Raw genomic sequence first — 237 nt, forward strand, 5'->3', positions numbered from 1 at the left:
CAGGTATTAAAGCACTGCCAATCACTATCCATGGTGACTCAGCAGTAGCCGGCCAAGGTGTTGTTCAAGAAACCTTCAACTTATCGCAAACCAATGCGTTTAGTTGTGGTGGTAGTATTCGTATTGTAGTGAACAACCAAGTTGGTTTTACTACAAGCAAGAAAGACGATGTGCGTTCAACAGATTACTGTACTGACATTGCAAAAATGGTGCAATCGCCTATTTTCCACGTTAACT

At 41.8% G+C, this 237-nt stretch carries 1 protein-coding gene; it reads left to right on the forward strand.

Annotation, left to right across the window (positions count from 1 at the left end; genetic code table 11):
* The coding region (locus tag MJX74_RS21685; protein ID WP_240225091.1) for a thiamine pyrophosphate-dependent enzyme at positions 1-237 on the forward strand (237 nt) is incomplete at both ends.

Origin of the sequence: Rheinheimera hassiensis (genome assembly GCF_022436675.1) — a bacterium.
GTDB lineage: Bacteria > Pseudomonadota > Gammaproteobacteria > Enterobacterales > Alteromonadaceae > Alishewanella > Alishewanella hassiensis.